2 protein-coding genes are annotated in these 1676 nt (G+C 73.1%); one reads left to right on the top strand and one right to left on the bottom strand.

Features of this window, described 5'->3' with window-relative positions:
• Nucleotides 1–103 precede the first annotated feature (103 nt).
• Entirely contained in the window at nucleotides 104–661 is a 558-nt protein-coding gene (gene rsmD, locus ACIKT0_RS17965; RefSeq protein WP_407106692.1) for a 16S rRNA (guanine(966)-N(2))-methyltransferase RsmD, read from the top strand.
• On the opposite strand, the gene ACIKT0_RS17960 is transcribed toward rsmD, so the two are convergent.
• Nucleotides 658–1676: sensor domain-containing diguanylate cyclase (locus ACIKT0_RS17960; protein ID WP_407106691.1), on the bottom strand; the 1019-nt coding region annotated here is incomplete at its 5' end. The two genes, rsmD and ACIKT0_RS17960, sit on opposite strands and share 4 nt — an antisense overlap.

Raw genomic sequence — 1676 nt, 5'->3', positions numbered from 1 at the left:
GCTCGCCTCCGCGATCGGCCCCGCGTCGTCGCGCCTCGTGCTGTCCATGCTGCTGACCCGGCGCAACCTGACCACGCAGGCCGCGGCAGAGGACGGCCCGGCGGTGCGGATCGTCGGCGGTAGGTTCAAGGGCCGCGCGCTGAAAGGCCCCTCGGCGGATTCACGCGCGATCCGGCCGACCAGCGACCGGCTGCGCGAGGCCGTGTTCAACGTGCTCGCGCACGCCTATGGCGATCCGGCCGAGGGCGCGCGCGTGCTCGACCTGTTCGCCGGCACCGGCGCGCTCGGCCTCGAGGCGATGTCGCGCGGCGCGCGCTTCGGGCTGTTCGTCGACGAAGGAGCGGAAGCCCGCGCCTGCCTGCGCGGCAATATCGAGAGCTTCGGGCTCGGCGGCGCGACCAAGATCTTCCGGCGCGACGCGACCAGGCTCGGGCCCGCCGGCATGGCGCCCTTCGACCTCGTCTTCGCCGACCCGCCCTATGGCAAGGGGCTCGGCGAACGCGCCCTCGCCTCCGCCCGCGACGGCGGCTGGCTTGCCCCGGGCGCGCTCGTGGTGTGGGAGGAGAGCGCCGAGGCCGAAGCGGCGGCGCCGGCCGGCTTCGAGACCCTGGAGGTCCGAACCTATGGCGACGCGAGGGTCGCGCTGCTGCGGGCCCTCTAGCCGCCCGCGTCGTCCCCGTCGGCCACCACGACCCGGTCGCGCCCCTGGCTCTTGGCCGCGTAGAGCGCGCCGTCGGCGCGCTCCACGATGACTTCGGCCGCGGCGTCGTCCTTGCGTCGGCTCGCGACCCCTATGCTGACCGTCACCGGGATCGCGACCGCCCCGACCACGACCGGCGTCGCGATGATCGCCTGGCGCAGCCGACGCGCGATGCAGGCGGCCTGCGCGCCGTCCGTTCCGGGCAGGAGCGCCGCGAACTCCTCCCCGCCGACGCGGGCGATGAGGTCCTCCTTGCGCAACGCCGCCTTGCCGCGCGCCGCAACCGCCTTCAGGACCTCGTCGCCGACGCTGTGGCCGAACCGGTCGTTGACGGCCTTGAAGTGGTCGACGTCGAGCATCAGCACCGTGAGCGCGCGGCTCGGCGGCGCGTTGTCGAAAAGCGACTGGGCGGTTTCGAAGAAGCAGCGCCGGTTCGGCAGGCCGGTGAGACTGTCGGTCAGCGCGAGCTCCCGAAGCTCGCTCTCCAGCCGGCGGCGGTCGCTGACGTCCCAGAGCACCAGCGAGAACCCCTCCCCGGCGCGCCGATAATAGAACTGGATGTCGCGCGTGACGCCGTCGCGGCACATCACCGCCCATTCGGCCATATGGGCCTGCGTCGGATCGGCCTCGGCGGCGGCGGTCACGGCGGCCCACTCCGCGCGGGCGGCCGCGCGCTTCTCCGCATCCGGAAAGGCGAGCTCCCACCAGTCCGCGTGGTTGATGACGGCGCGCTCGGAATAGTCGAACAGCTCGTCGGACTTCCTGTTGTAGAACAGGGCGTTGAACCGCCGGTCGTAGAGCTCGATGCCGACCGGCAGCGACTGCAGCACCATGTTGGCCTGCGAAAGGGCCTCGACCGCCGTGGCGTCCGCGGTCTCCTCCCGAAGGGTCAGGACGAAGACGTCGGTCCGCTCCGGGGCGCGCGCGACGTCGGCCGCGAGCAGCAGCGCGCCGCGCGGCGTCCTGCAGGAGACCA

The organism is Hansschlegelia beijingensis, from assembly GCF_045505405.1.
Classification (GTDB): domain Bacteria; phylum Pseudomonadota; class Alphaproteobacteria; order Rhizobiales; family Methylopilaceae; genus Methylopila; species Methylopila beijingensis_A.
This window is presented reverse-complemented; position numbering and strand designations above follow the sequence as displayed.